The organism is Microbacterium dextranolyticum (assembly GCF_016907295.1).
Lineage (GTDB): Bacteria > Actinomycetota > Actinomycetes > Actinomycetales > Microbacteriaceae > Microbacterium > Microbacterium dextranolyticum.
The window spans coordinates 678221-702325 of record NZ_JAFBBR010000001.1; the positions used below are offsets into that span (position 1 = coordinate 678221).

Annotated in this window: 19 protein-coding genes; 10 read left to right on the forward strand and 9 right to left on the reverse strand. The window is 68.9% G+C overall.

Annotated features, from left to right (window positions below; translation table 11 throughout):
- Positions 1 to 265: 265 nt before the first annotated feature.
- Positions 266 to 1399: an FAD-dependent oxidoreductase gene (locus JOE64_RS02950; RefSeq protein ID WP_204962878.1), complete on the reverse strand. Its 1134-nt coding sequence runs from the start codon at positions 1397 to 1399 to the stop codon at positions 266 to 268.
- Between the two features lie 466 nt (positions 1400 to 1865).
- Here JOE64_RS02950 and JOE64_RS02955 point away from each other — a divergent pair, with 466 nt between their 5' ends.
- From JOE64_RS02955 to guaA, 4 genes are all read left to right on the forward strand, one after another.
- Positions 1866 to 2981, forward strand: a complete 1116-nt coding sequence (locus tag JOE64_RS02955; protein ID WP_204964939.1) for a GuaB3 family IMP dehydrogenase-related protein — start codon at positions 1866 to 1868, stop codon at positions 2979 to 2981.
- A gap of 104 nt (positions 2982 to 3085) precedes the next feature.
- On the forward strand, positions 3086 to 3895 hold the full coding sequence (locus JOE64_RS02960) for an SURF1 family cytochrome oxidase biogenesis protein (protein WP_204964940.1): 810 nt from the start codon (positions 3086 to 3088) through the stop codon (positions 3893 to 3895).
- Positions 3896 to 4065: 170 nt separating this feature from the next.
- Positions 4066 to 4542, forward strand: coding sequence for a DUF3817 domain-containing protein (locus JOE64_RS02965; protein WP_204962879.1), 477 nt, complete (start codon positions 4066 to 4068; stop codon positions 4540 to 4542).
- A complete protein-coding gene (gene guaA / locus JOE64_RS02970) occupies positions 4539 to 6122 on the forward strand; it encodes a glutamine-hydrolyzing GMP synthase (protein ID WP_204962880.1) in 1584 nt (527 codons plus the stop codon). The genes JOE64_RS02965 and guaA overlap by 4 nt, the downstream gene beginning before the upstream one ends.
- Positions 6123 to 6837: 715 nt before the next feature.
- On the opposite strand, the gene JOE64_RS02975 is transcribed toward guaA, so the two are convergent.
- Positions 6838 to 7743, reverse strand: a complete 906-nt coding sequence (locus JOE64_RS02975) for a Bax inhibitor-1/YccA family protein (protein WP_204962881.1) — start codon at positions 7741 to 7743, stop codon at positions 6838 to 6840.
- Between the two features lie 148 nt (positions 7744 to 7891).
- Between JOE64_RS02975 and JOE64_RS02980 the strand changes: the two genes are divergently transcribed.
- The 3 genes from JOE64_RS02980 to JOE64_RS02990 all read left to right on the forward strand — a co-directional run bounded on the left by JOE64_RS02980 (position 7892) and on the right by JOE64_RS02990 (position 11107).
- Positions 7892 to 8935, forward strand: coding sequence for a glycerophosphodiester phosphodiesterase family protein (locus tag JOE64_RS02980; protein ID WP_204962882.1), 1044 nt, complete (start codon positions 7892 to 7894; stop codon positions 8933 to 8935).
- A 142-nt stretch (positions 8936 to 9077) separates the two neighbouring features.
- Positions 9078 to 10010: an ABC transporter ATP-binding protein gene (locus tag JOE64_RS02985; protein WP_204962883.1), complete on the forward strand. Its 933-nt coding sequence runs from the start codon at positions 9078 to 9080 to the stop codon at positions 10008 to 10010.
- Entirely contained in the window at positions 10007 to 11107 is a 1101-nt protein-coding gene (locus JOE64_RS02990) for an ABC transporter permease (protein WP_204962884.1), read from the forward strand. Before JOE64_RS02985 ends, JOE64_RS02990 begins: the two co-directional genes overlap by 4 nt.
- A gap of 6 nt (positions 11108 to 11113) precedes the next feature.
- On the opposite strand, the gene JOE64_RS02995 is transcribed toward JOE64_RS02990, so the two are convergent.
- The 7 genes from JOE64_RS02995 to JOE64_RS03025 form a co-directional block, all read right to left on the reverse strand.
- Positions 11114 to 11677 (reverse strand): alpha/beta fold hydrolase, encoded by a 564-nt coding sequence (locus tag JOE64_RS02995; protein WP_204962885.1) that lies wholly within the window; start codon positions 11675 to 11677, stop codon positions 11114 to 11116.
- Positions 11678 to 11744: 67 nt separating this feature from the next.
- A complete protein-coding gene (locus tag JOE64_RS03000; RefSeq protein ID WP_204962886.1) occupies positions 11745 to 12377 on the reverse strand; it encodes a hypothetical protein in 633 nt (210 codons plus the stop codon).
- Positions 12378 to 12430: 53 nt separating this feature from the next.
- Positions 12431 to 13231 carry an SDR family NAD(P)-dependent oxidoreductase gene (locus tag JOE64_RS03005; RefSeq protein WP_204962887.1) on the reverse strand — a complete coding sequence of 267 codons (801 nt, stop codon included), beginning with the start codon at positions 13229 to 13231 and terminating at the stop codon, positions 12431 to 12433.
- Positions 13232 to 13292: 61 nt separating this feature from the next.
- Positions 13293 to 14180: an SMP-30/gluconolactonase/LRE family protein gene (locus JOE64_RS03010; RefSeq protein ID WP_204962888.1), complete on the reverse strand. Its 888-nt coding sequence runs from the start codon at positions 14178 to 14180 to the stop codon at positions 13293 to 13295.
- The gene (locus tag JOE64_RS03015; protein WP_204962889.1) at positions 14170 to 15978 is read right to left on the reverse strand and encodes a glycoside hydrolase family 15 protein; all 1809 of its coding nucleotides are present in this window, start codon (positions 15976 to 15978) and stop codon (positions 14170 to 14172) included. Before JOE64_RS03015 ends, JOE64_RS03010 begins: the two co-directional genes overlap by 11 nt.
- A 46-nt stretch (positions 15979 to 16024) precedes the next feature.
- Positions 16025 to 16915, reverse strand: a complete 891-nt coding sequence (locus JOE64_RS03020) for an SDR family oxidoreductase (RefSeq protein ID WP_271202434.1) — start codon at positions 16913 to 16915, stop codon at positions 16025 to 16027.
- An 833-nt stretch (positions 16916 to 17748) separates the two neighbouring features.
- The gene (locus JOE64_RS03025) at positions 17749 to 18684 is read right to left on the reverse strand and encodes a sugar-binding transcriptional regulator (RefSeq protein ID WP_239531685.1); all 936 of its coding nucleotides are present in this window, start codon (positions 18682 to 18684) and stop codon (positions 17749 to 17751) included.
- Positions 18685 to 18814: 130 nt separating this feature from the next.
- Here JOE64_RS03025 and JOE64_RS03030 point away from each other — a divergent pair, with 130 nt between their 5' ends.
- The 3 genes from JOE64_RS03030 to JOE64_RS03040 all read left to right on the forward strand — a co-directional run bounded on the left by JOE64_RS03030 (position 18815) and on the right by JOE64_RS03040 (position 24027).
- Positions 18815 to 20563 carry a glycerol-3-phosphate dehydrogenase/oxidase gene (locus JOE64_RS03030; RefSeq protein ID WP_204962891.1) on the forward strand — a complete coding sequence of 583 codons (1749 nt, stop codon included), beginning with the start codon at positions 18815 to 18817 and terminating at the stop codon, positions 20561 to 20563.
- Positions 20564 to 20615: 52 nt separating this feature from the next.
- A complete protein-coding gene (gene glpK / locus JOE64_RS03035) occupies positions 20616 to 22133 on the forward strand; it encodes a glycerol kinase GlpK (protein ID WP_204962892.1) in 1518 nt (505 codons plus the stop codon).
- Positions 22134 to 22341: 208 nt separating this feature from the next.
- Complete coding sequence (locus JOE64_RS03040; protein WP_486341527.1) at positions 22342 to 24027, forward strand: alpha/beta hydrolase family protein; 1686 nt, start codon at positions 22342 to 22344, stop codon at positions 24025 to 24027.
- The last annotated feature ends 78 nt before the right edge of the window (positions 24028 to 24105 follow it).

Sequence of the window (24105 nt, forward strand, 5' to 3'; positions counted from 1 at the left end):
AATTCTGCGGAGCTGGTGACGTGTGCCGGGGCTCGTGGGGCATGGCCGCGCGGGTATCGGTGCGGGTGCGGGCGTGGCTGAGCGGATGTGGAGGTCGCGGTGTGGGCGGGTCGCGTACTCCGCAGGATGTGACGAACTCCGCACCTGAAGCGGCGGACGGGTGCGGAGTACGTGGAATTCTACGGACTCGGTGACGTGCGCCGGGGCTTGTGGGTCGGTCAGACAGACAGTCCGCACTCGTCGGACGACCGCGCGACCGAGAGCGTCAGACGGATGCCAGGCGGAACGCCTCGGCGGCCCGCGCCGACGGGTCGAGCGCGAGCGCGGCGAGCGTCGCGCCGACACCGGGCGCGAACTTGAAGCCCTGGCCCGAGAACCCCGCGCCCACGACGATGCGCTCCACCCGGTCGAGCACGAACGCCTCGGTCGGCGTCGACGTGTACGTGCACGAGATCGGCACCGCCGTGTCGGGGTCGAGCCCGGGCATCCACTCCCGCACGTAGTCGCGCAGCTCATGCTGCAGCACCGGCCGGTGCGGACGGCGGTCGGGATCGACCTCGTCGCCGATGCCGTGGAAGCCGACCTTGATCCCCTCGCCGGGCGTCGGCATGCCGTACACGTTCGACGGTTGCGAGCCGGGTGTGACGAAATGGTTGAACGACAGCCACGGGCCGGCGACGAACGGCGTGAAGTGCGCCGGCGTCTCTTCCGTCACGCGAAGCGGCGGCAGAGGGATGCCCGGTCCCGAGCCCGATCCGAGCGCCGGTCCCAGCAGTGACGAGGTCCACGCGCCCGCGGTCACGACGACCACGTCGGCGCGGAGCGTCCCGGCATCCGTCACGACATCGACGCCGTCTGCGTCGGGGGACAGGGCGCGCGCCGGGATGCTCCACCGGACCTCGCCGCCGCCGGCCGTGATGCGGCGCTCGAGCTCGCGGATCGCCGCGGCGGCGCGGGCGACCCCGGCGTCGGGGGAGTGGAGGACGGTGTCTTCGAAGCGCATGCCCGGCCAGCGTCGCGCGGCGTCGGCTCCGGTGAGCAGCTCGGCGGGGATGCCGCGGGCGGTCAACCCGTCGGCGATCCCGGCGAGGCTCGTGGCCGAGCCGCTGCCGAGCGCCGCGCCCCCGCCGTGCGAGACGAGACCGTGCAGACGCAGCAGCGGCTCGCCGTCGACGTCGCCGAGGGCATCCCAACCTTCGCGCGCGAGCGCGAGCAGGTCGAGGTAGTGCGCCTCGCCGTAAGCGTTGTTGAAGTTGCGCGTCTCGCCGTGGGACGCGCCCTCGTGGTGGCCGCGCGCGAACCGGTCGATCACGACGGGGCGTTCTCCTCGTCGAACGAGCTGCCATGCCGCGGCAAGCCCCATGATCCCGCCGCCGATGACCACGATGCGCTGGGCCATCCGTCCTCCTCCGTCGAACCCATCCTGCCGTCTTACGTCGGCGTCGGGTCAGCGCCGGTCATACGGCGACGCACGCGGGAGATCTGCGCAGGCGGCGCGGCGCGGCGCAGGCGTCCGAGGTTGCGCGCCGGCCGCATACGCAGGCCGCACTCGGCGGCTCCCTCGAGAAACCGTCGCCGTCGCGAGAAACGCGCGCCGCGGTGGTTTCTCGCGGTGGATGTGGTTTCTCGCGCTCATGGTCGCGGACTTCCGGGTCGGCGCGGGCGGCTTGGCCGGCTTGGCCGGCTCGCGCGGCTCGGGGTACGGGGTGGTGCACGTGAGAAACCATCGCCGTCGCGAGAAACACGTGCCGCGGTGGTTTCTCGCGGTGGATGTGGTTTCTCGCGCGTGCCCGCCCTCGCCCCGCACCGCCGCCGGGGTGTTCTGCGGGCGGTGCGGGGGCGGCGGGTAGGCTGGAGGGGTGACCATGGAGATCGAGCTCGGCCGCGCCAAGCGCGCCCGCCGCGCCTATTCGTTCGACGACATCGCGGTGGTGCCCTCGCGGCGCACCCGCAACCCCGAGGACATTTCGACGGCATGGTCGATCGACGCGTTCGGATTCGAGATCCCCGTGCTGGGCGCTCCGATGGACTCGGTCATGAGTCCGGCGACGGCCATCATGCTCGGCCAGCTCGGCGGCCTCGGCGTGCTCGACCTCGAAGGCGTCTGGACTCGCTACGACGACCCCGAGCCGCTGCTCGCCGAGATCGCGTCGCTGCCGGCCGACGAGGCGACGCTGCGGATGCAGGAGCTCTACTCCGAGCCGATCAAACCCGAGCTCGTGCGTGACCGTCTCGCCGAGATCCGCGCGGGCGGCGTCACCGTCGCCGGATCGCTCACCCCGCAGCGCACGCAGGACCTCTACGAGACCGTCGTCGCCGCCGGCGTCGACCTCTTCGTCATCCGTGGAACCACGGTCTCGGCCGAGCACGTGTCGTCGGATGCCGCGCCGCTCAACCTCAAGAAGTTCATCTACGACCTCGACGTGCCCGTCATCGTGGGCGGCGCCTCCACGTACACCGCGGCGCTCCACCTCATGCGCACCGGAGCCGCCGGCGTGCTCGTCGGCTTCGGCGGAGGAGCGGCGTCGACCACGCGGGCGACCCTCGGCATCCACGCCCCCATGGCGACCGCCGTGGCCGACGTCGCCGGCGCACGCCGCGACTACCTCGACGAGTCGGGCGGACGGTACGTGCACGTCATCGCCGACGGCGGCGTGGGAACCTCCGGCGACATCGTCAAGGCGCTCGCGATGGGCGCCGATGCCGTCATGCTCGGCGTCGCCCTCGCGCGCGCCACGGATGCCCCCGGTCGCGGCTACCACTGGGGCCCCGAAGCGCACCACGCGAAGCTTCCCCGCGGCAAGCGGGTCGAGGTCGGCCAGGTCGGTCCCCTCGAGCAGATCCTGTACGGCCCCGCACCGGTGGCCGACGGCACGGCGAACCTTATCGGCGCGCTGAAGAAGTCGATGGCCACGACCGGGTATTCCGACCTCAAGGAGTTCCAGCGCGTCGAGGTCGTCGTCGCGCCGTACCGCGTCTGATGGCTGACGGCGACTCCTCGGCCCCTGCAGTGGCCGGGTCGGCCTCCGCAGGGGCGCCCAGCGTGGCCCCCGCCGAGGTCTTCGCGCCGACGCTGCGCGAAGTCATGCTGCGCCCGTGGTGGATCGGGATGCTGCTGTTCGCTTTGGCCGTCGCTGCCGTGTTCGCGTGGCTCGGCCAGTGGCAGCTCGGACGCTCGATCGACACGAACCCGCCGCCTCCGGGCATCACCGAGACGGTGAAGCCCATCGTCGAGGCGCTTCCGCCGGGGCAGTACCTGCCCGAACCGCTGGTCGGCCAGCGTGTCGACGTCGTCGGTTCGTTCGTCGCCGACGATTTCGCGGTCGTCTCGTCGCGCTTCAACGACGGCGTCGAGGGGTACTGGGTGACCGCTCAGTTGCGCCTCGACTCGGCCGGCCTGCCGGTGCCGACATCCATCGCGACGGCGGTCGGGTGGACGGCGAACCGGGCGACGGCTGACGCCGCGGCATCCGCGCTCGACGCGCTCGCCGGTTCGGCCGTGAGCCTCACGGGCCGGCTGATCTCGGATGAAGGCCCCGCCCTGCCTCCCCGCGGAGGAGCCGTGACCGACATGTCGCGGATGTCTCCCGCGGCGCTTCTGGGGATGTGGCACGACACGACCGACCTGAACGTCTACCGGCCGTACCTCGTCGCCGACGGCGGCGATTCGCTCGCCGGCATCGTCGCGGCATCCGGTCTCGCCGGGATCGACTCGCCGGCGCCCGCACAGGGGTCCAACGTCAACTGGTTGAACGTCTTCTACGCCGTCGAGTGGGCGATCTTCGCGGGTTTCGCGTTCTACATGTGGTACCGCCTGGCGCGGGATGCCTGGGAGAAGGAGGTCGAGGCGCTCGAAGAGGCCGCCGGCTCCACCCCACAGGAGGTCGAAACGTAGGCGCCGAGCCGCAGGGTGCCGAGCCGCAGGGCGCCGAGCGCCCCGGTGCTGACCGTCCCACACTGCAGGACCAGGCGTGACAGGAGTGACTCCTGACCGCTCCACGACCGGGTTCTGCGGACGTTCCTCCTGCAGATTGCGTCGCCCGCACGCCCAGTAGACTGGAACCCATGCCCCAGCCCAAGCTCGCCACCTTCCCGGCGATCCGCGGAGCGCTGCGCTTCTACCAGATCGCCTCGGTCGTCACGGGTGTCATGCTGCTGTCGCTGTGCGCCGAGATGATCATCAAGTACGGCCTCGGCTACGAGCTGTTCTTCGGCGGAACAGGTGGATTCCTCCACTTCGCCCCGGTGGTCGAGACGGCGACGGGCCACGAGTCGACCGGCGACGGCGTCAACCTGTCGCTCGGCATCCTCATCGCCCACGGCTGGTTCTACGTCGTCTACCTCTTCGCGTGCTTCCGCGTGTGGAGCCTCATGCGCTGGGGCTTCCTGCGGTTCATCATGCTCGCCCTCGGCGGCATCGTGCCGCTGCTGTCGTTCTTCATGGAGGCGCGCGTCGCCCGCGAGGTCAAGGCCTACCTCGCCGAGCGCGAAGCCTCTGAGGCATCCGTTCCTCCTCTCCCCGCCACGGAAGGCACCCGGTGACCACCCAGACCGAGACCGCCCAGCGTCCCGTCCTCGTCGTCGATTTCGGCGCGCAATATGCCCAGTTGATCGCGCGCCGCGTCCGCGAGGCCGGCGTCTACAGCGAGATCGTCCCGCACACCGCGACGGCCGCCGAGGTCGCCGCGAAGAATCCCGTCGCCCTTGTGCTGTCGGGTGGGCCCTCCTCGGTGTACGAGCCGGGCGCGCCCTCGCTCGACCCGGGCATCCTGCAGCTCGGGGTGCCGACCCTCGGCATCTGCTACGGCTTCCAGGTGATGGCTCAGCAGCTCGGCGGCACGGTCGCCAACACGGGCCTGCGCGAGTACGGCGCGACGGATGCCACCCTCGCCGGCGACGGCGGGGTGCTGCTGGGTGGCCAGCCCGCCGAGCAGAACGTCTGGATGAGCCACGGAGACCAGGTCGCCGAGGCCCCCGAAGGCTTCGAGGTGCTCGCCTCGACCGCGGCGACGCCCGTGGCCGCGTTCGGCAACGCCGAGAAGTGCTTCTACGGTGTGCAGTGGCACCCCGAGGTGAAGCACTCGGACTACGGCCAGGACGTGCTCGTGAACTTCCTGCACAAGGCGGCGGGCCTTCCCGCCGACTGGAACAGCGGCAACGTCATCGCCGAGCAGGTCGCGCGCATCCGCGAGCAGGTCGGCACGGGGCGGGTGCTCTCGGCTCTGTCCGGCGGCGTCGACTCCGCCGTCTCGACGGCGCTCGTGCACGAAGCGGTCGGCGACCAGCTCGTCGCCGTGTTCATCGACCATGGCCTCCTCCGCAAGGGCGAGCGCGAACAGGTCGAGAACGACTACGTGGCATCCACCGGCGTCCGTCTCATCACCGTCGACGCGCGGGAGACGTTCCTGAACGCGCTTGCCGGCGTGAGCGACCCGGAGCAGAAGCGCAAGATCATCGGGCGCGAATTCATCCGTGCGTTCGAGAAGGTTCAGCAGGACCTGATCGCCGAGGCCGCGGCCGAGGGCGACCCGATCCGCTTCCTCGTGCAGGGCACGCTCTACCCCGACGTCGTCGAGTCCGGCGGCGGCACGGGCACCGCGAACATCAAGAGCCACCACAACGTGGGCGGCCTTCCCGAAGACCTCCAGTTCGAGCTCGTCGAGCCGTTGCGGACGCTCTTCAAGGACGAGGTGCGCCAGATCGGACGCGACCTCGGGCTGCCGGCCGAGATCGTCGGACGCCAGCCGTTTCCGGGGCCCGGCCTCGGCATCCGGATCGTGGGTGAGGTCACCGCTGACCGCCTCGAGATCCTGCGTGACGCCGACGCCATCGCCCGCGAGGAGCTGACCAAGGCGGGCCTCGACGGCGAGATTTGGCAGTGCCCCGTCGTGCTGCTGGCGGATGTCCGCTCGGTGGGTGTGCAGGGAGATGGCCGCACCTACGGGCATCCGATCGTGCTGCGTCCGGTCTCTTCGGAGGATGCTATGACGGCGGACTGGACCCGTCTGCCCTACGACGTGCTGTCGAAGATCTCGAACCGCATCACGAACGAGGTGCGCGAGGTCAACCGGGTCGTGCTCGACGTCACGTCGAAGCCCCCGGGGACCATCGAGTGGGAGTGAACTGACCGGATGCCGGGGCCGCGCGCCCCGGCATCCGTCGTTTGTGGCGAGGGCGGTGCGGTGGTGGTGGTGCGCTGGTGCTGGCGTGGGCGGTGCGGGTGCGGGTAGCGTGCGGTGCGATTCGAGCCGTGTCCCACTTTCTGTCGCTACGCCGGCCTGCAAGCGACACTTTGTGGGACATGGGGCACCGAGAGTGGGACGTGCCCTGCAGTAGAACGCCCGGGTCCTGCGGCTGCCGCTGTCCCATCCGGATGCCTGCCGTGTCCCACTTTCTGTCGTTGCGGGGTCTGTGGGCGACGCATTGTGGGACATGGGGCACCGAGAGTGGGACATGCCCTGCCGAAAGTGGGACATGGGAGTTTCGCGGAGCGCGTGTCGGGCGGACGCGGGATGCACAGGCACGAAGCGGGTGCCGGATGCCTGCCGCGTCCCACTTTCTGTCGTTGCGGGGGTCTTCGGGCGACGCTTTGTGGGACATGGGTCGCTGGAAGTGGGACACACCCTGCCGAAAGTGGGACACCCCACCCAGAGACCGGGACATGCACCGCAGAAAGCGGGACACGCACACGCAGAAAGTGGGACATGCCCCGTCGGGAGAGCCGGCAGAGCGCGGCAGGCGGGGGAGAAAGGCAGACGGGGAGAAGAGGCAGACGGGGATGAAAGGCAGAAAGGCCCGCCCGGCGTGCGCCGGACGGGCCTTCTGGAGGCGGGAGCGTCAGTTGTTGCCGCGGAGGATCGCGATGAGGCGCAGGATCTCGACGTAGAGCCATACGACCGTGACCATGATGCCGAAGGCGCCGAGCCAGGCGTACTGACGGGGCGCGCCGTTACGGACGCCCTGCTGGATCGAGTCGAAGTCGAGCACGAGCGAGTACGCGGCCATGATGACGACGAGGATGCCGATGATGACACCCAGCGGGATGCCCATGATCTTGACGTCCGACAGCATGCCGAACGGGCCACCGCTGCCGGCGGGGAATGCACCGAACATCATCATGACGACGTTGATGAGCGAGAAGACCAGGTAGCCGATCATCGCGATCATGAAGACCTTGGTGGCCTTCGCCGAGGCGCGGACCTTGCCGCTGGCGAACAGCGCGAGCGTCACGCCGACCACCGACAGGGTCGCGATCGTGGCCTGGACGACGATGCCGGGCCACATGAACTCGAAGAACGCCGAGATGCCACCGATGAACAAGCCCTCGAAGGCGGCGTAGCCGAGGATGAGGCCGGGGCGGATCTTCTTGCGCGACGTGAAGCTCACGATCATCGCGAGGACGAAGCCGCCGAGCGCGCCGATCATCCACGGCACGATCGTGGGGGCGGGGTTCGACACGGAGACGGGCGCCATCGTCCAGATCCAGCCGACGACGGCGGTGACCAGCAGGACGGCGAAGAGGCCCACGGTCTTGACGACGGTGTCTTCGACCGTCATGCGACCGGTCTGCGCCGCGCCGGCGGACGGTGCGGCGAACGCGCCCTCGAGCTGCGCCTGCGCAGCGAGGTCGGCGGCCTGCGCGGACGAGGCGGCGTACTGGGTCTGGGCAGCCGGCGGGGTCAGCCCGGGCCGCTGCTCCTGGAAGGCGGGGTTGCTGAAAGCGGGATTGCTGCTCGAGGCCATGGTGGTCTCTCTCCAATGCGAAGGGTGCCGCGGGGCATTCCCGCGGAATTCCAGCGTATCGGACGCCTGCGGAGCGGGGCAGGTGCTGTGCTGTGAGCACGCTTGGAACGCTCCGAGCGTCGGCCGCCCGTCGCGCTAGCCTGGCAGCATGACCCGTCGCGCCCCGCTCGTGATCGGACACCGCGGTGCGCCGGGGTATCGCCCCGAGCACACGCGTTCGTCGTACCTGCTTGCGCTCTCGTTCGGCGTCGATGCCGTCGAGCCGGACGTCGTCTTCACCTCGGACGGCGTCGCCGTCGTGCGCCACGAGAACGAGATCGGCTCGACGACCGATGTCGAACGACACCCGGAGTTCGCCGCACGTCGAGCGACGAAGCGCATCGACGGGGTCGAGCACACCGGCTGGTTCACCGAGGACTTCACGTGGGCCGAGCTCTCGACTCTGCGGTGCCGCGAGCGGCTGCCGATGCTGCGGCCGGCCAGTGCGGCGCACGACGACACCGAGCCTCCGCTGCGACTGCGCGACCTGCTCGACGTCGTGCGACGGGCATCCGCCGATCAGGCCCGCCCGATCGGCGTGGTCCTCGAGATCAAGCACGCGACCTACTTCGCCCGGCTCGGCGTCGACGTCGCGGCCGCGATCGCGCGCGAGCTGTGCGCAGCGGGCTGGGCGCAGGAGCGGACGGAGGGCGAGCCGCCGCTGTTCATCGAGTCGTTCGAGCAGACCGTGCTCTCCGAGGTGCGCGCCCATGGCATCCGTGCGACGTACGTTTACCTCGTCGAAGCGAGCGGGAGCGCGTTCGACCTCATCGCCGCGCACGGCTCCGACGCCCCGACCTACGCCGCGCAGGTGTCGGCGCGCGGCCTCGATCGCCTCGCGGACGGTGTCGACGGCATCAGCGTCGACAAGGCGATGATCCTCGCGGGAACCGCCGGGCGAGACGGGCCGGTCGGCGCCCCCGGGCGGGAAGACCCCGCGCCGGGCATCGTCGCCGACGCCCATGCCCGTGGGCTGCTCGTGTTCACGTGGACCTGCCGGCCCGAGAACGCCTTTCTCTCCGCCCCGTTCCGCAGCGGGGGCGACGACGGGGACTTCGGCGACTATGCCGCCGAATGGCGCGTGATTGCGGATGCCGGTGTCGACGGCGTCTTCGTCGATCACCCCGATCTCGGCGTCGACGTCTTCCGCTGAGCGCAGCCGATCCACGCCCACGGGCGACCGATCGGCCGCTGACGGTGCGCCGATCACAGCTCCGGGACGCCTCCCCGGCTTCGCGGAATGTACATCGCAGGGAGGACGCGTGCAGTCATAGGCTCCGCCTAGGGTGGGGCCCATGACCTCCCCCGGAATCGTCGCCACGGGCGTGCGCCGCTCGTTCGGGAACGTGCACGCCGTCCGCGACGTCACTCTCCAAGCCCGCGCCGGCGCCGTCACCGGGCTCGTCGGCCCGAACGGGTCGGGCAAGACGACGCTGCTGCTGATGCTGGCCTCGCTGCTCGCTCCCGACGGGGGGACGTTGCGGATCGGCGGCATCGACCCGATGGCCGACCCGGCAGGCGTTCGGGGGATCGTGGGGTGGATGCCCGACGCCCTCGGTGCGTGGCCGTCGCTCACGGCGCGCGAGACGCTCGAGATGACGGGGCGCCTGTACGGCCTCGATGCGGCCCGTTCCCGGCAGGGCGCGGAACGTCTGCTCGCCGAGGTGGCTCTGGCCGACCTCGCCGACACCCCGGCGCGTGTCTTCTCGCGCGGTCAGAAGCAGCGGCTCGGGCTCGCCCGCGCGCTGGTCCACGACCCGAGCGTGCTGCTGCTCGACGAACCGGCCTCGGGTCTCGACCCCCAGGCCCGGATCGACCTGAGAGTCCTCCTGCGCCGGCTCGCCGCCGACGGGCGCACGGTCCTCATCTCCAGCCACATCCTGTCGGAGCTCGAAGAGGTCGTCGACGATGCCGTCTTCCTCCTCGACGGCGCGACGGTCAGCGCGGAACGCGTCGACGCGGCCGCCCGTCGCGGCCGCACGTGGCGCATCCGTCTCGCCGACCGCGACGCGACGGCATCCGTGCTGCCGATCGCGCAGACGCTCGGCCTCGACGCGGCGCTCGTGCCGATCGATCGACGTGACGTGCTCGTCGCCTTCACGTCGGATGCCACCGCGGCATCCGCCCTCGCCGCATTGACCGCCGCAGGGCTCCCGGTGGCCGAGTTCGCCGCCACGACCGGCCTGATCGAACACACCTTCCTCGACCTCGAAGGAGGACGCTCGTGAACCTCGTTCGCCTCTGGACCATCGCCCGCCTCGAACTGCTGCAGCGGGTGCGCACGGTGTCGTGGTACGTGCTGCTCGGTCTCTTCGGCCTCGCCCTGCTGGGCGTGACGGCCCTCTCCTTCCTCTCCTACGGCGGGTGGGGGACGGGAGGCGCCGGCGTCTACTCCGTCGTCGTGTGCGTCACCCTGCTGCTCGTGCTGCTGGTCTCGCCGACGCTCAGCGGAAACAGCATCAACGGCGATCGCGACGCCGCCACGCTCGCTCCGGTGCAGGTGACCCTCGCCACGACCGCCGAGATCCTGTTCGGCAAGTTCCTCGCGGCCTGGATCACCGGGCTCGCCTTCGCGCTGGTCGCGGCGCCCTTCCTCGTCGTCGCGACCCTTGCGGGCGACGTGAACCCGCTCACCGTCGTCGTCTCGCTGGCGATCCTCGTAGTCGAGACCGGGATCATCTCAGGCATCGGGGTCGCGCTCTCAGGCATCCTCGCGCGCCCGCTCTTCTCCGTGGTCGCGACCTATCTCGTCGTCGCGGCGCTCGCCGTCGGCAGCCTCATCGGGTTCGGGCTGCTCGGCTCGGCCATGTCGAGCGAAGGCATCAGCCACAACCGATCGCTCGCCTACGACGAGCACGGCAACGTCATCTGCACCGACGGGTCGAAGCGCTGCTATGACGATCCCGAGGCGATGGTCTGTGCGGACTGGGTCACGAACACGTACCGGGTGCCGCGGTTCGATCGCGTGTGGTGGATGCTGTCTGCGAACCCCTTCGTGATCCTCGCCGACGCCGCGCCCACGCGATTCGACGCCCGCGGCAACCCCGACGACGCGTTCGGGTGGATGAAATCGAGCGTCCGGTCGGCCCAGATCGCTCCCACGCTCGAATCCAGCTGGGACGAATGCGATCCGGCCAACTACCGCGGCGACGTCGACGGGAGGTCGGGCTACAAGACGCCCGAGCAGATCATCGCTCAGACGGTGCCGAGCTGGTTCGTCGGACTCGCCGTCCAACTCGCGCTGACGGGGTTGCTGCTCTGGTGGGCCTGGGCGCGGACGCGCACCCCCGCGCGCACGCTCCCGCCGGGAACGCGCATCGCCTGAGGAAACTCAGTCCCAGTCGAGGTAGTCCTCGATGAACCACGAGGTCTCGCCCGGGTGGGTGAGGGGGAAGAGGTGTCCGGCCCCCTCGACGCGCTTGAGGCTGGCGAGGGCCGGGGCAGAGGCGACGAGGGCCTCGCTCTCGGCGATCGGGGTCTCGTCGTCGTCGGTGCCGTGGATCACGAGCACCGGGATGTCGGCCGCGATCGGCAGGTCGCTCGGCGCAGGGGCGAGCAGCAGCACGCCGTTGACGTGGTCGTGGTGGTCGAGCGATGCCGCGCGTGCGACCGTGCCGCCGGCGCCGTGGCCGCCGATCCAGGCGTGGTCGATGCCGAGCTCTGAGAGCAGCGCCATCACCGAGGATGCCAGGGCGCGGGCATCCTCACCGGTCTCGAGCGACACCAGGCGCACGACGCGGAAGTCCTCCTCGACGAGAATGCTCGCGAGTGTGCCGAGGGACCCCGTGGGCTGTCCCGTTTCGGGAATGAGGACGACGGCGGGGCCGGTACCCTCGTCGACGTAGGGCAGGTCCCGACCATCGTGGGCGAACGTCGGCAGCGAGGCGGTCGTCATGGATCCAGTCTCTCCTCTCGCGCCGAGGCGCGCCAATCGGATGCGGCCGGGGGTATTCGCGCCCGGTTCACGCGGGGTCGTGGAGGAACTCGGCACGCACCTCGGCGACGTCATCGAGTTCTTCTCGCAGAAGCCCGAGGAGGCGTATGCCCTCGTCGTACCAACCGGTCGGCACCGGTGCGTCGAGACCGCGCGCCGACCACACCTCGTTCCATCCGCGCAGTTCCTCACCGAGTGCAGGGGAGAGAGTGAGGTCTGCGGGTGTCAGATGGTAATGATCGGAGAAGCTCTCCCAGAGCGGCCACCCTTCCGTCCACTCCGGGAACATCCGGATGAGCCGGCGGCCGTTCGGGAGGTGCAGCGCCAACCCACGCCGACGGCGTTCGGCGAGATAGCGGTTCTGCATCCGCGCGCGTTGCGCACGCTCCATCGCCGAATCGGGAGGGTCGTTGTAGTCCATGCCCGACAGCCAGACGAGGCCTCGCAGCCCGCGGGCATCCGTCTCGACGAGTGCGAGCGACCACAGCCGCTCGTCGCGCCCGGACAGATCGCGGGCAGCATCCAGTGCCTCATCGAGTGTCGTCTCGACGAGGTCCACTGTCGTCACGGCGTTGTCAGGGCCGTCGAACACGTACACCCGATATCGGGCGTCGGTCCGCTCCCAGGCCGAGTCGCGTTCGTCGGAACTGATCGCGCGCATGGACCCACGCTATCCCCGCCCCGGCGGGTTCCGCGGTGTGCCGAACACTCCGGTCAGATCGTGGCCACAGAACCCGAGTCGACGCGGTAGTTCGATCCGTTGACGAACGACGCGCGGTCGGAGCACAGGAACGCGATGACGGCCGCGACCTCGGTGGGTTCACCTCGGCGCCCGAGCTCCATGTAGGGGCGTTCCTCGGAGAGGAAGGAGTCGATCGCTTCGTCGAAGCCCTCGCCGCGCTCGTCGGCGCGCTTGCGCATCATCGCGTCGGTCATCGGGGTGTGGATGAAAGCCGGCGAGACGGCGTTGACGAGCAGTCCTTCTTTCGCATAGCTGCGCGACAGCCCCTTCATGAGCGCGAGGATGCCGGCTTTGGCCGAGCAGTAGGGGATCTCGTCGTCGTACGGCTGCACACCGTCCTCGGAGGCGAGGAAGACGAGGCGGCCCCATCCGCCGACGCGGAGGTCGGCGAGGAACTCGCGGACGACGCGGACGGGCCCGAGCAGATCGGTCTCGATCGTCGACGTCCAGCCCTCGTCGTCGATCTCGTGGAACAGGCCCTGCGCACCGGTGATCCCCGCCGACTGCACGAGGATGTCGATCTTGCCGACCGTCGCGCGCACGCGGCGACCGAGCTCGGCCACGCTCGCGACGTCGGTGATGTCGGCGGCGGCGTAGTGGAGTCGGCCCTCGGCCGCCGTGAGGCGCCCGGCGGCCTCGGCGAGGGAATCCGCGTCGAGGTCGGTGAGGAAGACCGTCGCGCCCTCGTCGAGGAGGAGCCGTGCGCTCTCCCAGCCGATGCCGGAGTCTCCGCCGGTGATGAGCGCAGTGCGTCCTGCGAGTCCGAGGTCCATGTCGTGTCCTTTCATGGGGTGCCTGTGGGCTGTCGGTGGGGTGTTCGGGCCTGCGGTGAGGTCAGAAGGTCGCGCGGGCCCTGAAGGTGTGCGGCGGGTATCCGCGCGCCCCGACATCGAGGGCGAAGATCGCGCCGCTGCGGGGATGGGCCACGAGCTGCTCCTCAGTGAGGTTCTCGCGTGCGGTGCCGACGAACAGCGTCGACAGATCCGGGCCGCCGAATGCCACCGACGTGACATTCGGCGCGGGAAGCCCGATGCGCGCCGTCTCGGTGCCGGAGGCATCCCACCGGATCACGGCGCCCTCGCCGTACAGCCCGTTCCAGAATCCGCCGTCCCGCGCGCGGGCGAGACCGTCGGACGGGCGGCCGACGAAGAACGGCTCCAGATCGCCGAGGGGCCGGGGACCGGCGCCGTAGGGCGCGCGGTAGACTGTCTGCACGGAGGTGTCGGTGAGGTACATCGTGCCGCCGGCATCCGACCACTCGAATCCGTTGGCAACGGCGAAGCCGCCGCGCAGCACGTCGACGAGCCCGTCGGCCCCGATCGCGCGAACCGTCGCGTCGGGATCGCCGGTGGTGAGGTCCATCGCTCCCACGACGAACCGCCCGAACGGATCGACCTTGCCTTCGTTGTTGCGGATGCCGTCGTGGGAATGCGTAGTCTCGGCGACCTCGCGCACGATGCGCCCCTCGGCATCCAACAGCACGATGCGATCGCGCAGAGCCGCGACGAACCCGCCGTCCGCTGCGGGCTGCACCGCGCTGAGCGGGGGCGGCAGCTGCGCGACGCGGTCCTCGCGACCGTCGGCGGACCCGTCGAGGCGCCCACGGTGGAGGGTGCCCGCCGTGATGTCGACCCAGACCAGCTCGTCGGTCCGCTCATCCCAGAAGATGCTCTCCACGAGGATTGCCGGGGCGCTGCGGAAGACGCGCGGTTCAGAGGTCACGGAGCATCTCCGTCGGGGCGACGTCGAGGATCGTCAACGCCGCGCCCACGACGGCGAGGTGACTGAGCGCCTGGGGAAGGTTGCCCCAGAACGACCCGTCCTGTGCCGAGATCATCTCGCTGTAGATGCCGACGTCGTTCGCCTGACCGACGAGCGCGGTCATCGCCGCGATCGCCTCGTCGTGGCGGCCGACGCAGGCGAGTGCGTTCGCGCGCCAGAACGCGCAGGCTGTGAACGTGTGCTCCTCGTCCGGCATGCCGCTGTAGCGATACAGCAGGTGGTCGCGCCCGAGCGCCTCGGTGAGGGCATCGATCGTGCGCGACATGCGCTCGCCACGGTCGAACCCGCTCTCGGCGTGCAGCAGCACCGACGCGTCGAGCGCCGGCGAACCCGGGAACATCGTGTACGCGCCGGCATCCTCCGACCAGCATTCGGCCTCGACCCACGCGGCGATCCGGTCGCGTTCGGCCGCCCACCGCTCCGAGGGGCCGGGGATCATCCCGGCATCCGACAGATGCACGGCGTCGCGCAACGCTTGCCAGCACCCCATCTTCGATGACGTGTGGTGCTCGAGGGAGGGAAGCTCCCACATGCCCGAGTCGCGGCTGCGCCACCGGTCGCACACGACGTCGGCGAGCCGGGCGAGGAGCGCTCCCGTCCCGACATCGAGGATGTTCCCCGCATCGACGTAGGTGCGGCAGATCGCGAACAGGTCGCCGTAGACGCCGAGCTGCAGCTGATCGGTCGCGGGATTGCCCGCGACGACCGGGCCGATGCCCGCCCATCCGGGCGCGTCGAACTCTTGCGCTCCGTCGACGAGGTCGCCGCGCAGCGTGTACATCACGTGGGGATCGCCGCCGTGCCGCTGGATCGTCGTCAGCAACCACGACAGGGCGGCATGGGTCTCTTCGCGCAAGCCGAATCGCACGAGCGCGTGCGCGGTGTAGGCGAGGTCGCGCACCCACGCGAAGCGGTAGTCCCAGTTCTTGCCGCCCGCGGGGTTCTCCGGCAGCGATGTGGTCGCCGCGGCGGCGATCGCACCCGTCGGCGCATACACGAGGAGCTTCAAGGCGAGCGCGCTGCGCTGCACGGCATCGGCCCACGGCCCGTCGTACGAGAACTCGCGCGACCACTCCCGCCACCCCGTGATCGTCCGCTCGATGCTGGCATCGAGGTGGCCGGGGTCGGGGATGTGCAGCGGCTCGCCGTCGGTTGCGACGACCGCGAGAAGGTGGCGTGAACCGGATGCCGTGGTGAACGCCCCGCCGAGTGCGGGAAGGCCCGAGTCCGCGGAATCCTCGATGCGGGTGCGGCCGATGTGCTCACCCACGACGGCGAGGGTGGTGCCGTCGACCCGGAGCAGGTGGTGGCCGTCCGCGCGGACGATCCAGGGCGATGCGGTGCGCAGGCGCGTGCCGGGGCGCACGGCCCAGCGCAGTCGCACGTCGCCATCGAGTCCCTCGACCCGGCGCACGAGCTGCGCCCACGGCAGACGCCCGGCGACCCCGGTGACCAGAGCATCGGTCACCCGCACCGCACCCGACGCGGTGCGGAACGTCGTCTGCAGGACGTTCGTGCCGGCGAGGTAGCGGCGCCGGACCGTGTACTCCTCGTCGGGGGCGAGCTCGAGGCATCCGCCGTCTGCGTCGTCGAGGATTCGTGCGAAGACGGGGGTGGAGTCGAGTTGGGGGAGCGGCAGCCAGTCGATCCCGCCGTCACCGGCGACGAGGGCGACCGTGCGTCCGTCGCCGATCGGCGCATACGTCCGCAGGTCGCCGCGGTCAGCGACGGTCACCATGCGCGTTGCGGCATGGTGAGCCTCCGGGCCGCGGCGTGCGAGGTGCTCACGTCAGCGGCATCCCGCCCGTCACGGCGATCGTCTCGCCGACGACGTAGCTCGACTCCTGCGAGGCGAGGAAGACGTAGGCCGGGGCGAGCTCGACCGGCTGACCCGCGCGACCGATCGGGGTCTGCTCGCCGAAGTGCTCGATCTTCTCGTTCGGCACGAACGCCGGCTGCAGCGGCGTCCAGATCGGTCCGGGCGCGACGCCGTTGACGCGGATGCCCCGCTCGATGAGCTGCTGCGCCGTCGCCCGCGTCCAGTTGGCGATCCCTGCCTTCGATACCGCGTACTCCGCGAGGGACGGCGACGGGTCGAAGCCTTGGATGCTCGAGGTCGTGATGATCGACGCCCCCGGCGTCAGGTGGGGCGATGCCGCCTTCGTCAGCCAGAAGAGCGGGTAGATGTTGACCTTGACGACGTGGTCGAGGGTCTTGGTCTCGAAATCGTCGATGCTGTCGACGGTGGGCATCGTGCCGGCGTTGATGACGAGGATGTCGAGACCGCCCAGTCCTTCGATCGCCTTCTCGACCGCGTCGATGTTGGTCTGCTCGTCCTGCAGATCTCCCGGGATCAGGACGGCGGTGCGCCCCTCGGCGCGGATGAGAGCGGCGACCTCCTCCGCCTCCTCCTGCTCTTCGGGAAGGTAGGACAGCGCGACGTCGGCGCCCTCGCGGGCATAGGCGATCGCCACGGCCCGACCGATGCCCGAGTCGGCGCCGGTCACGAGCGCCTTGCGGCCGGGCAGACGACCGAAGCCGATGTAGGTCTTCTCGCCGTGGTCGGGCGCGGGGTCCATTTTGTGGGTGTCGCCGGGGCCCGACTGCTGCTGGGGCGGGAACGGGGGGCGCGGGTACTGCGTCGTCGGATCCTGTGCCGTGTACATGTCGGTCATGGATGCCACGGTACGGACCGCCGCCGCGGCGGCATGCCCCCTTGCCGCCGGGCCGACGGGGTGTTACCGCGCCGGCTTGAGGCGAGGCGCCGAGTGGACGCGACGGCGGGAGTCGAAACTTCGGTTGCGCAGATTTCGGTGCTGCCGGAGAAGCGCGGAATCACGCGGGTTGGGCCGTCGTGCCGCGGAAAATCAAGGGATTTCGGGCTCTGATCGCGTCTCGTGTCGTTCGGTTCTGATCAGCGGGGTCGGTCTGGATCTGCGCGGATTGTGTCCACATGGTGTCCACGGCAGGGAGCGTCGGCCCCGCATCGGTCATGTCGTTGTGACGGCAAGACAACTTTCCGAGACACATAGCGCCACGGGATCATGCGGACGCCGACAGTCGCTCAGAGCGAGGCGACGATGTCTCAAAAAGCTGTTGTATTTTGCGACGTGTCGATGCATCTGTCTGGTGTGCGGCGAGGCGACCCAAGTCCTGGAGCTAAGTCAGAGCGTCTATGCGACAGGGTTTGAAGCAGGCGGGAGGCAGCGGGATGAGCTCCACTGTGCTCTGGATCTTTCCCGTTCACTGACGGAGGCCGATTCGGCGGCAGATAGCAGTACGTCGAGCACATGGAAGCCGAGTTCTCCGGAGGCCATGTGCGGGCGATCTTCGGCGATCGCGCCGACCATGTTCAAACCCCAAGCCCGCGGCCGACTTAGACCTCCTCGTGATCGCGCTGTGTTCGTCGGTGTGAGTCTCCGATGAGTCACTGTTTTGTCGATGATCGGGGGGTCAGCGATCTGCTACCACGTCCACGATGTCGGCGTGAGCTGAGTTCTCGATGGATCTAGGTGATACGGCGCCGCAGTTCGCGGGCGGTCTGCTCATCAAGGATGAGCTGCGTGATTATTCCCGCGCGAAGAGCCGCCAGTAGAGGGATGACCTTGTTTTCTCCGGCGACGGCGCACACGCGACGCGGTATGCGCGTGAGCTCCGCTGGCGTGGGACCGGTTGCACGTAGGTTCAAGGCAAGGTCCTCGTACGTCCCATCGGCTCGGAGGAACACCGTGCAAACGTCGCCGACCACTCCGGCCGACTCGAGCACACGAATGTCGTCTGGTTCGAGGTACCCCGCCGAGTAGACATGGCTAGGCACCTGGCCAGTCACGGCACCGATCGAGAACAGGGCGATGTCCGCCTGCCGCTGCACCTCGAGCACCCGCGCGATGGAGCGCTCACGCCACATCGCGTGTCGCGTGCTGGCATAGTCGAAGAAGGCAGGCACCGGAAACGACTGCACCCGCGCATCGAACGCCTCACCGAATCGAGAGATCAGGTTGTCCACATAGTCGACGCCCGACGTGCGGTTGTTCGCACCCCCGTTGAGCTGAACGATGACGCTTCCGCGCGTCGGCTTCTTCGTGAGATGCTGCGACACCGCGCCGAGAGTTCTTCCCCACGCGATCCCGAGGATCATGTCTGAATCGAACCAGTCGGTCACCATCTTGGCTGTGGCGGTGGCCACCTGATCCAGACGCTCCTGCATCGATGCGGAGTCGCTGACGGGCACCACATAGGCCTCGACGCCGAATTGCTCCGCGATGAGGTGGGCAACCTCCGGGGCATGTGAGGGGGTCGGGCGCAGCGTCACGCTGACGAGCCCTGACGACCGGGCTTCTTTGAGAAGTCGTGACACGGTCGATCTCGACATGTGCAACCGCTGAGCGATCGTCTCCATTTTGATGTCCTGGAGGTAGTACATCGAGGCCGCCGCCAGGATCATTTCGTCCCTACTCATAACTCTTCTGCACATTCGTGCAGGATCCATGCGCGATTTGGCATCATACGTCCCAAGGCTAATACGCTTCAGGCTGTCCGCGGGAGATTCCTCCGGTCCTCAAGAACGGAACGCCATGCTCGACACTCGCCTCACGAAGGAATCCCGCGACCGCGCCCTCGCGCGTCTATCCGAGAGCTCACGGCCGGGGCGAGAGCTCGATGTCCTGGTGATTGGAGGCGGCATCACCGGTGCCGGCATCGCCCTCGATGCGGCGAGTAGGGGTCTCGAGACCGTGGTAGTCGAGGCGCAGGACTGGGGCGCGGGAACATCGTCTCGCTCGAGCAAGCTCGTGCACGGGGGTCTCCGCTACCTGCAGATGCTCGACTTCAAGCTGGTGTTCGAGGCATTAGCCGAGCGCGACCTCCTCCTGACCACCGTGGCCCCTCACCTAGTGCGCCCCGTGCCGTTCCTCTACCCATTGCGCCACCGGGTATGGGAGCGTGCCTTCGTGGGCGCGGGCATCGCCCTCTACGACATGCTCGCGACCCTCCGACGGGGAAAGCGCGCCCTCCCCTGGCATCGCCACCTCAGCCGTGCCGACCTCGACCGGGTCTTCCCGGACCTCAGCGCGCGGGCGGCCGTCGGGGCGATCGAGTACTGGGACGCGACGGTGGACGACGCGAGATACGTCACGACACTCGTGCGCACCGCGGCGGGGTACGGGGCACAGGCGGCCACGCGCATACAGGTGGTGGAGCTGACCAAGAACGGCGCCGGTGTCGTCGACGGGGCGCTGCTGCGCGACCTCGAGACGGATCGCGTGATCGCCGTCAAGGCGCGCCATGTCATCAGCTCAACCGGTGTCTGGACCGAGCAGTCTCAGGCTCTCGCCGGCGAGACCGGCGAGACCGGCGGGCTGCGGGTGCTGGCCTCCAAGGGCATCCACATCGTCGTCCCCCGCGACCGGATCGAGGGCGACGCGGGTCTGATCCTGCAGACGAAGAAGAGCGTCCTCTTCGTGATCCCGTGGTCGCGGTACTGGGTCATCGGCACGACCGACACCCCCTGGACTGAAGACCTCGTCAATCCCGCCGCACACGCCCGCGACATCAACTACGTGCTCGAAGAGGCGAATGCGGTGCTGGAAAAGGCGCTCACACACGACGACATCATCGGCACGTGGGCCGGGCTGCGCCCGCTGCTGCAGCCGGGCACCAAGGTCGGCACCGCATCAGAGAAGGTGTCGCGCGAGCACACGGTCGCCTCGCCCGTCCCGGGGTTGACCGTCATCGCCGGCGGCAAGTTCACCACGTACCGGATCATGGCGCGGGATGCCGTCGACTTCGCCTTAGGCGCCGAAGCGGCCGCCCCGCGACCATCGATCACACAGACCCTCCCGCTCGTGGGCGGGCGCCCTTTGACCGACGGCGCCCCGGGCGCCCTCGCACGCCAGTTCGGCTGGGACGCGGCGATGGTCGATCACCTGCTGCACCGGTACGGCTCCGACATCCGCGACATCGCCGAGATCTGCGACCGCGACGAGACCATGTCCCGCCCGCTTGAGCATGCGCCCGCCTATCTGCGCGCGGAAATCGCGTACGCCGTCAGCCATGAGGGTGCGCTGCACCTGGAGGATGTGATGCACCGTCGCACCCGCATGGTCTACGAGTACGCCGACGAAGCGCTGGCGGCCCTTCCCGAGGTCGCCCGTATCGTCGCCGGCGAAATGGGCTGGTCAGACGCGCGGCGCGACGAGGAGGTCGCGGCGTATACCGCCGTGGCCGACGCGGTCGCCGCTGCGGCGCGCACGAGCGATGACGCCGCGGCCGCGCGCGCCAGGGCGGCCGCCCCCGGAGTCGCCGCCATGTCGCCGCGTCCCTGATCGCCGATCCCCCCCCATCCCACCCCTCACACGCTTCGATGGAGAGCACCCCGTGACACGATACGTATTGTCGATCGACCAGGGCACGACGAGCACTCGCGCGATCGTGTTCGACCACTCGGCGTCGATCGTGGCCAGTGGACAGCTCGAGCATCTCCAGCACTTCCCCCGGGCGGGATGGGTCGAGCACGACGCCATCGAGATCTGGGACAACGTGCGCGAGGCCGTGGGACTCGCGCTCACCCGCGCGAACCTGACGCACGGCGACATTGCCGCGGTCGGACTCACGAATCAGCGCGAGACCACCATCGTCTGGAACCGCCACACCGGAGTCCCCGTGTGCCGGGCCATCGTCTGGCAGGACACGAGGACGCAGCGGATCGTCGAGGACCTCTCGCGCGAGCACGGGGTCGATCGGTACAAGGCGAGCGTCGGCCTGCCGCTGGCGACCTACTTCGCTGGCCCCAAGGTGAAGTGGATCCTGGACAACGTCGTCGGCGCCCGTCAGGCCGCCGACGACGGCGACCTGCTCTTCGGCACGGTGGACACCTGGGTCCTCTGGAACCTCACCGGCGGCGTGGAGGGCGGCATCCATGTCACCGACGTCACCAACGCCTCCCGCACGATGCTGATGAACCTCGACACTCTGGCCTGGGACGAGCAGATCGTGGCGGACATGGGTATCCCGATGTCGATGCTCCCGCAGATCCGGTCCTCGTCTGAGGTTTACGGTGTCGGTCGCGAGCACGGGATGCTCCCCGGAGTCCCGATCGCCGGAGTTCTGGGGGACCAGCAGGCAGCGATGTTCGGTCAGGCCTGCTTCAGCGCGGGCATGGCCAAGAACACCTACGGAACGGGGAACTTCCTGCTGCTGAACACGGGCCCCACGCGCGTGCACTCTGAGAACGGACTGCTCACTACCGTCTGCTACAAGATCGGGGACGCCCCGGCCGTCTACGCGCTCGAGGGATCGATCGCCGTCACAGGCTCCCTCGTGCAATGGCTGCGGGACAACCTCGGCATGTTCTCGGACGCGTCAGAGATCGAGCCGCTGGCCCGTGAGGTCGAAGACAACGGCGGCGCGTACTTCGTGCCGGCGTTCTCCGGACTGTTCGCCCCGTACTGGCGGCCGGATGCCCGTGGTGCTCTGCTCGGGCTCACCCGCTACGTCACGAGGCAGCACATCGCCCGTGCGGCCCTGGAGGCCACCGCTTATCAGACGCGCGAGGTAGTCGAGGCGATGAACGCGGATTCGGGCATCGCGCTGGCCGAGCTTCGCGTCGACGGCGGGATGGTAGCCAACGAGCTGCTCATGCAGTTCCAGGCGGATCAGCTCGGTGTAGATGTGCTGCGCCCCGAGATCCTCGAGACCACCGCCCTCGGTGCGGCCTACGCCGCCGGCATTGCTGTCGGATTTTGGGGCGGTCAGGACTCCGTCACCGAGAACTGGGGCGAGGCCGAGCGCTGGAACCCCTCGATGCCGCTGCTCGAGCGCGAGCAGCTCTTCCGCAACTGGAAGAAAGCGGTCACCAAGACCATGGGTTGGGTGGACGGTGACGTGGACACCTGACCCCCGACACTCGCTCAGACCGAAACCCAACCGATACCCACGAAGGAGTAGGGATCTCATGAAAGCAACCTTCCTGAAAAGGAACCCATTCTGGCTCGCGCTGTCATTGGTGCTGATGCTGATGTCAGCGATAGTCGCATCTGCGGTACAGACGAACGCCGGGACCGTCGCGGTAAAGGACATGCGGTGGGAGACGTCGTCGGGCCAGATGATCAGCGCCCTTCTGTTCAAGCCCGACGCGGTGACCGCCGACTCGCAGGCCCCTGCCATCATCGTGTCGCACGGCTGGTGGAACAACCGCGAGATGCAGGACGCCAACTTTGTTGAACTCGCTCGTCGCGGGTACGTCGTGGTGTCCATCGACATGTACGGGCACGGCAACTCATCTCCGCTGGTCAACGACCAAGTACAACTGGGCGGCACCGGCATGTACGACGTCGTGAAGCTCGTCGCCGATCTGCCATATGTGGACCCCGACATGATCGGCGTCTCCGGACACTCCAACGGCGCGCGGGCCGCGAACTTCTCGGTGGCCCTGGACAACGAGGCCGACGAGCAGCTCATCGATGCAGTCTTCCTCGTCGACAACGACCCGGTCTACACGGACGCCGACGGCGCGTACACGAACATCTACGGCACGCGCGACGTCGGTCTCGTCGCCGACCAGTACGACGAGTTCTTCTTCCGCAGCTACAGCCCGGAGGGTGTCGCACTGACCCCGCCGCGCGATTACATCTCGACCCCTAACGCGCAGTCCTTCCTGAACTTCGGCGCCGACCCGGCCGAAGGCGACCCGCGCTCGGCCGGTGAGTTCTACGCAGAGGGGGATGCCGATCGCATCGTCTACACCCCTGCCGAGACGCACCCGTGGGGCACGATCTCGAAGACGACCGTGGGTAGTCAGGTCGAGTTCTGGGAGCGCGTGTTCCCCGCCCCGAACGCGATCGATCCGGGCACCCAGGTGTGGCAGGTCAAAGAGACGGCGACCGCGTTCGGTCTCATCGGCTTCGGCATCTTCCTCGTCGCCTTCGCGCGTGCGCTCCTCGGCACGCGCGCCTTCGCGGGCCTCCGGGTCACCGACCCCGCCCCGCTCGCGGCCACGAGCCGCAAGGGCCTGGCCTGGTTCTGGGGCGGCCTGGTCGTCTCGGCGCTGTTCTCGGGCTGGAGCTACGTCTGGCTGAGCCAGCAGCCTGTGATGCAGGGCATTGCTTTCAATGCCGTGCCGACGATCTTCACCCAGGGCGCCGTGTTCTTCATCGCCACTTGGGCGGCGATCAACGGCGTCGCGGGGCTGATCATCATGACGGTCTCCTACTTCGCGTTCGGCAAGAAGAACAGCGTCGACCTGCGGGCCGCTGGGGTTCTGCCCGGCTGGAGGAAGTTCTTCCACGGCATCGGCCTCGGAGCGGTCGTCGTCGCGGCCGGATTCGGCATCGTCTTCGTGCTCGACTACTTCTTCAAGACCGACTTCCGGTTCTGGGTCGTGGCCGTCAAGGCGTTCGGAGCGGACAAGCTGTGGATCGGCCTGCTCTACGTGCCGTTCTTCCTCGTGTACTTCCTCGCGAACTCGGTGGCAATCAACGGCTTCAACCGGTTCACGCTGCGCGGCAAGGAATGGCTCAATACGCTGGTGCTCGCCCTGGCAAACGCGATCGCACCGATCGTACTCGTGATCGCCCAGTATGCGACGTTCTTCATCACCGGTGAGACCATCCCCGGCTTCGGCGGCATCTTCAGCATCTGGCTGTTCCCGGTCATCCTCATCCTGGCGGTCTCGGCCGTGATCTCGCGCAAAATTTACCGTGCGACGAACAACCCGTATATCGGGGGCTTCATCAACGCCGCCGTCGTGACGATCATTTCGGTCTCCAACACGCTAACCGTCGTGTACTGACCAGTCTCACCGAGTCGGACAGAGGGAGCGCTTCCGCCTTGAGGCGGGGGCGCTTCCTCTGTCGCGTCAAGGGGTCAG

What these genes read in the sequence shown, in the direction of transcription:
- JOE64_RS02950 (WP_204962878.1), bottom strand. Translation starts at nt 1,399, where the DNA reads ATGGCCCAGCGCATCGTGGTCATCGGCGGCGGGATCATGGGGCTTGCC.
- JOE64_RS02955 (WP_204964939.1), top strand. Translation starts at nt 1,866, where the DNA reads ATGGAGATCGAGCTCGGCCGCGCCAAGCGCGCCCGCCGCGCCTATTCG.
- JOE64_RS02960 (WP_204964940.1), top strand. Translation starts at nt 3,086, where the DNA reads ATGCTGCGCCCGTGGTGGATCGGGATGCTGCTGTTCGCTTTGGCCGTC.
- JOE64_RS02965 (WP_204962879.1), top strand. Translation starts at nt 4,066, where the DNA reads ATGCCCCAGCCCAAGCTCGCCACCTTCCCGGCGATCCGCGGAGCGCTG.
- JOE64_RS02975 (WP_204962881.1), bottom strand. Translation starts at nt 7,743, where the DNA reads ATGGCCTCGAGCAGCAATCCCGCTTTCAGCAACCCCGCCTTCCAGGAG.
- JOE64_RS02980 (WP_204962882.1), top strand. Translation starts at nt 7,892, where the DNA reads ATGACCCGTCGCGCCCCGCTCGTGATCGGACACCGCGGTGCGCCGGGG.
- JOE64_RS02985 (WP_204962883.1), top strand. Translation starts at nt 9,078, where the DNA reads ATGACCTCCCCCGGAATCGTCGCCACGGGCGTGCGCCGCTCGTTCGGG.
- JOE64_RS02995 (WP_204962885.1), bottom strand. Translation starts at nt 11,677, where the DNA reads ATGACGACCGCCTCGCTGCCGACGTTCGCCCACGATGGTCGGGACCTG.
- JOE64_RS03000 (WP_204962886.1), bottom strand. Translation starts at nt 12,377, where the DNA reads ATGCGCGCGATCAGTTCCGACGAACGCGACTCGGCCTGGGAGCGGACC.
- JOE64_RS03005 (WP_204962887.1), bottom strand. Translation starts at nt 13,231, where the DNA reads ATGGACCTCGGACTCGCAGGACGCACTGCGCTCATCACCGGCGGAGAC.
- JOE64_RS03015 (WP_204962889.1), bottom strand. Translation starts at nt 15,978, where the DNA reads ATGGTGACCGTCGCTGACCGCGGCGACCTGCGGACGTATGCGCCGATC.
- JOE64_RS03020 (WP_271202434.1), bottom strand. Translation starts at nt 16,915, where the DNA reads ATGACCGACATGTACACGGCACAGGATCCGACGACGCAGTACCCGCGC.
- JOE64_RS03025 (WP_239531685.1), bottom strand. Translation starts at nt 18,684, where the DNA reads ATGATCCTGGCGGCGGCCTCGATGTACTACCTCCAGGACATCAAAATG.
- JOE64_RS03030 (WP_204962891.1), top strand. Translation starts at nt 18,815, where the DNA reads ATGCTCGACACTCGCCTCACGAAGGAATCCCGCGACCGCGCCCTCGCG.
- JOE64_RS03040 (WP_486341527.1), top strand. Translation starts at nt 22,342, where the DNA reads ATGATCAGCGCCCTTCTGTTCAAGCCCGACGCGGTGACCGCCGACTCG.